At 70.7% G+C, this 4,940-nt stretch carries 5 protein-coding genes; 3 read left to right on the forward strand and 2 right to left on the reverse strand.

What is annotated here, in order from left to right; translation table 11 throughout:
* The first annotated feature begins 192 nt into the window (after window positions 1–192).
* A complete protein-coding gene (locus tag AN218_RS31010) occupies window positions 193–426 on the forward strand; it encodes a hypothetical protein (RefSeq protein WP_070020355.1) in 234 nt (77 codons plus the stop codon).
* Between the two features lie 207 nt (window positions 427–633).
* Here AN218_RS31010 and AN218_RS31015 read toward each other — a convergent pair whose 3' ends face one another.
* Complete coding sequence (locus AN218_RS31015) at window positions 634–1,110, reverse strand: phospholipase (protein ID WP_070020356.1); 477 nt, start codon at window positions 1,108–1,110, stop codon at window positions 634–636.
* 113 nt (window positions 1,111–1,223) lie between these two features.
* Window positions 1,224–2,531 (reverse strand): MFS transporter, encoded by a 1,308-nt coding sequence (locus tag AN218_RS31020; protein ID WP_079132779.1) that lies wholly within the window; start codon window positions 2,529–2,531, stop codon window positions 1,224–1,226.
* A gap of 1,000 nt (window positions 2,532–3,531) precedes the next feature.
* Between AN218_RS31020 and AN218_RS31025 the strand changes: the two genes are divergently transcribed.
* Together AN218_RS31025 and AN218_RS31030 are read left to right on the forward strand one after the other, a co-directional pair.
* Window positions 3,532–3,735 carry a hypothetical protein gene (locus AN218_RS31025; protein ID WP_070020357.1) on the forward strand — a complete coding sequence of 68 codons (204 nt, stop codon included), beginning with the start codon at window positions 3,532–3,534 and terminating at the stop codon, window positions 3,733–3,735.
* 325 nt (window positions 3,736–4,060) lie between these two features.
* Window positions 4,061–4,867: an HlyD family efflux transporter periplasmic adaptor subunit gene (locus tag AN218_RS31030; protein WP_070020358.1), complete on the forward strand. Its 807-nt coding sequence runs from the start codon at window positions 4,061–4,063 to the stop codon at window positions 4,865–4,867.
* Window positions 4,868–4,940 lie beyond the last annotated feature (73 nt).

Below are 4,940 nucleotides of genomic sequence, written 5' to 3' on the forward strand. Positions count from 1 at the left end.
CCCGTCCGCCGGCCCGTCCGTACGGGGGCGCTCCGCGCGGCCGGGGTTTGAGCACCCCCGAGCGTGCTACCCGTCGTCGGCGCGCGGCGCGGCCCGCACGGCCACCGGGCGCGGCAGGCGGTCCCGTCGCAGGGGGCTTCCGCTTTTCCACCGTCCGAACCATCCCCATCACGCGAGCGCGAGGAGCCAGAGATGGCCGTATGTGAGGTCTGCGGAAACGACTACGATGCCGCCTTCGAAGTCCGGGCGGCGGGTGCTGTGCACACCTTCGACAGCTTCGAGTGTGCCGCGCAGAAGATGGCACCGATCTGCGAGAACTGCGGGTGCCGCATCCTGGGGCACGGCCTCCAGGCCGAGGGACGCTTCTTCTGCTGTGCGAGCTGTGCGCGCATGCAGGGGCGCATGGAACTGGCGGACAGCGTCTGAACTCCCGCCTCCGGCCGGTGCGATGACGTACCGGCGGGTGCCGTGAGGTGACGGCACGGCACCGGAGGCGGCGGCACGAACGGACGGTGCGCGGGACGCCCCGCCGAGGGCGGCGTCCCGCGCACTGCTGTGCCGGTGGTGCGGGCCGTACGGTACGGACTGCTGCACGCCGAGCCGGGACGGGACGGGGCGGAAGGGGACGGTCCGTCAGCCGACGGGGCTGCCCTTCTTCACACCGAGGACGACCACGGCCTGGTAGTAGGTCCATGCGAGCGCGTCGCAGGACTTCTTCGTCGCGCCGTCGTACCCGGCGCACACCCGCTTGAGGTCCTCGTAGAAGGCGCTGTCGATGCGGTCCTTGTTGGCCTCGAAGGTGCCCTGCGCCTTGTAGTTGCGGTAGCCGAAGTCGTGCCGGATGCAGCCGTTCTCGAAGGGGAATCCGAACGGGTTGTCAGGCGAGGACGAGCAGACGTCGGTCGACCAGTCGAAGTTGTAGGCGGCCCACGAGCCCTGGTCCGCCCTGGCGGCCAGGAAGGCGTTCTGGCTTCCGGCGTCCGTCTGGGTCCAGCTCGCGAGGACCTGCGGCTTGTCTGCCGGGTCCGCGACAGCGGTTGTGGCCGTGCCCATGACGGCGAGAACCGTCGCTGAGGAGACGAGGACACCGGCGGCGAGTCTTCGACGCATTCCGAACCTCCGTGGGGGAGAGAGGTGTTGAGGACATCGGACTGTCATGCATGAGCATGACAGAACAAGCGCTTGCACAGACAGCGCCGCGCCCAGAAGTTCTCCGACTCGTCTCAACCGTCCCGAGGACCGCCGTGGCCTGTGGTACGGACGGGCCGGGGACGTACCACCGGGGCGAGCACGGCGACCAGGACCGCCGCGAGCGAGAGCACACCGAGCGCGGCCGGCAGCCCGGCGAGCGTCGCCAGCCCGCCGATGAGCGGAGAGACCAGCAGCCAGCCGAGGTTGCCCGCGAAGCCGATCTGGCCCATCGCGGGCCCCGGCCGGGGCAGCGCGCCCGCCGCGGTGAACGCACCGGGGAAGACCGCGCTGATCCCCGCCCCCACGACCAGGAACGCCACCAGGGCCAGCGCCGGCAGCCCCAGCAGCAGAGCCGCGCCGAGCACCGCTGCACAGCACAGCGTCCCGGCCCGGATGAGCCGCACCCACCCGAGGCGGCGTACGAGACGGTCGTTGAGGAGCCGGGTGACGACGCTGCCCGCGCTGAAGGCGGCGTACCCGGCCGAGGCGGTGGCCGCGTCCGCGCCGATGTGCCGCAGATACACACCGCTCCAGGACGCCGGTGCGTCCTCGACGAGCGCGGCGAGGAAGGTCATGACGGCGAGCAGCAGCACGGTCGTCGACGTCCGCCGGGCGCCCGCGCCGGCCTCCGCATCCTGCCCCGCGCCCGTCCCCCGATCCTCTCCCGCCTCCGGATCCGTCTCCCCCGACTCCGCCCGCTCCGGCTGCGGTTGGGGCGCGCGGCCGCCGAGCCCCTCGTCCGGCAGCAGCCCGTACGCGGCCACACCCGAGAGCACCGCGAGCACCCCGGCCATGACGGTGAACTGTGCGTCGAGCGTCATGCCGGAGGAGAACGTGGCGACCCCCGCCAGCCCGCCGGCCACCGCGCCCACGCTGCGCACGGCGTGCATCGAATTGAGGACCGTACGCCCGTACTGCCGCTGTACGACGACGGCTTGAGCGTTCATCGCCACCGAGGTGCATCCGTCGGCGGCGCCGAGCAGCACCAGCACGGCCGTCAGCGTCCAGGCCGATCCGGCGGCCGGGACGAGCGCCAGCGGTACACACAGCGAGACCGGTGCCGTGGCGCTCACCGCGCGGCTGCCGAGCCGGTGCACCAGGAGCCCGCCCGCCTGGCTGCCCGCGAGCGCGCCCAGGCCGGGTCCGGCCATGACGAGGCCCAGGGTGCCCGCGGTCAGACCGAGCCGGTCCTGCACCGCGGGAACACGGGCCGCCCAGGACGCGAACACCGCGCCGTGCACGAAGAAGACGGCCGAGGCGGCGATGCGCGCCCGGCGCAGCCGCTGCGACGGCGGAGGGGACTGAGGGGGCGGGCTCGGACGGCTGGGCGGCAGCGGCACCGGCGGCTCCGGCTCGACGACGGTTCCTCACGGACGCCCCCACCACTACCCACGCCCGCACCGCGCACGCCCGCACCCACTGCCGCGCCGCCGTCCGGGCCCGGCACAGACGAAGACCCCGGCGGTACCGGGGCCTTCGTCGCCAACGTGGTGGAACTCACTGCCAACCTGCACATCTGTAACGAAGATGGTCCATAATCGTCACGGTTCAACACGCTCCCGGCGATTTTTCCGACTTGTCGTCTACTGCCACGCGGGGACGGGCGAGGGCGTCGGTGATCACATACCGCTCGCCGCCGGGCGGCCCGCCGGGTCCGCTGACCGGACCTCATCTCACCGCCCGCGAACGGGAGTTGGAATCGACGCTGGGACCGGCCCCGTACAGTCGATGAATACATGCCCGGGGCAATCGTCTCAGCATTCGAACGCGTCATGTCGCCCTTACCCCTCCTTACACCCCTGTATTGCGAGGGGACTTCGGTGTGGAATTTCGCCGCCACCTTGCGTCACAAGGCCGTCGGATCCGCTCCGTGCCGCTTCGATCCCCTGGTCAGACGGCTCGTTCGGGCCCAAGTCCGGTGCGCTGAAACTGAATTCAGCGAACCTGCACAACTGGTTCGTACGGACGGCACATGCCCTCACGAACGTCCGCCGGCACCGCTCGTACGCGGTGAGGTTGATGAGGGAATGTCCTTTTGCGGCGACGTACCGGAACCCCTCCGTCCGAACAGCGTCCGAGTGCCGAGTGAAGGGATCGCCACGAATTCGTGGACAGGACTGCACGCGACGGAAGTTGAGCGGCCGATCGGACCCCGTACCGGCACATCGGAGAGTGGCCGGGCAGCGCATACGCATGCTTTGATCGGGCCCCGACGCGGAAGTTGAACGAATGGTTCCCGTTGTTGGGCATCAGACGACCGCTCGTACGGCCGGACGGCTTTCCCCGAGTCGGCCGATGCTATTGAGAACACCAGAGCACAAGCGAAGGGAAGCTCAACTCATGGACTTCATCGAGACCCGCGAGATTTCCGACAACGACCTGGACAACGTCTCGGGTGGCGTCCTCGGCTCCGTCGTCGGCACCGCCGTGAGCACCGCCGACTCGGTCGCCCCGGTCTCCGAGACCGCCGACACCGTGAACGGCGTCGCCTCCGGCCTGACCGGCGTCGACACCTCCCAGGTCACGGGCCTCGCCGGCCTCTGAGCCGATGCCCTCGGGCGGGCGGGCCGGTCCCTAGCGGACGCCCCGCGCCGCCCTCACGCATCCGCATCCCAGTGGGGTGATCGTGAGCCCCGGAACCCCCTTGTTCCGGGGCTCACGGATGCGTTCGGGGGAAGTTGTGAAAGCCTTGCGACGGCCCTCCCCGAATTGTCCCCGGTGGCCGACGATTTCGCGTACGTCCGACGCCGCAGGGACTACCGTCGGCGAAGTCGATGCCGTACGCCGCAGCGCGTACGCCGTACCGCCTGAAGGGCCGGAGGAAGCCGTCATGCCTGAAAGCCACGAACGCAGTTGAGGTATTAGCCCCGTGCAGTTCCGGCAGAAGGCGTTTTCAAAGCTCCAGTCCCCGGAGGAACTCGACCTGCCGGTGCGTTTCGCGCGCCCGCAGGGCTGGCTCGTGCTGCTCGTGACCGTGCTCGTCATGGCGGGCGCGGGCTACTGGGCCGTCACGGGCAAGGTCACCGGGAAGCTGAACGCGCCCGGCGTGCTCACCCACGCCGGAGGCAGTTACGTCCTCCAGAGCCCCGTCTCGGGCCAGGTCGTCGACGTGCTGGCCGAGGAGGGCCGCATGCTGGCGCCCCGTACGCCGGTGCTGAAGGTCCGAACGGACCTGGGATACCGGGCGGTTCGGACGGTGGCGGCGGGACGCGTGACGTCGCTGACCGCGAAGATCGGCTCCGTGATCACCCCCGGCAAGGACGTGGCGACGGTCGAACGCGTCGAGCGAGCGAGCGAGCCGCTGGTCGCGATGTTGTACGTGCCGGGCGGCAGCGGCTCCACGGTCCGTCCGGGCGCCGCGGTCGATCTGACCGTGCAGTCGGCGCCGACGGACGAGTACGGCGTGCTGCGCGGACATGTGAAGGCGGTCGGCCGTGCGGCGCAGACGCGTCAGCAGATCTCCGGCTTCCTCGGCGACGACCAGCTCGCCGCGCAGTTCACCAAGGACGGCAAACCGGTCGCCGTGATGGTGGAGTTGGAGAGGTCCGCGACGACGAAGTCCGGCTATCAGTGGTCCTCGGAGAAGGGACCGCCGTACAAGCTCGGCTCGATGACCGTCACCGACGGCGCCATACACCAGCCTCCGCAGCGTCCCGTCGACTGGCTGCTGCCGTGAGCCCGCGCCGGAGGACGAGCGGCCCGGCGCGCGGTGCGGGCGGTGCGGGCGGCGCCGCGAGCGGCGGTACGGG

Source organism: Streptomyces nanshensis (assembly GCF_001751255.1).
Taxonomy (GTDB): domain Bacteria; phylum Actinomycetota; class Actinomycetes; order Streptomycetales; family Streptomycetaceae; genus Streptomyces; species Streptomyces nanshensis_A.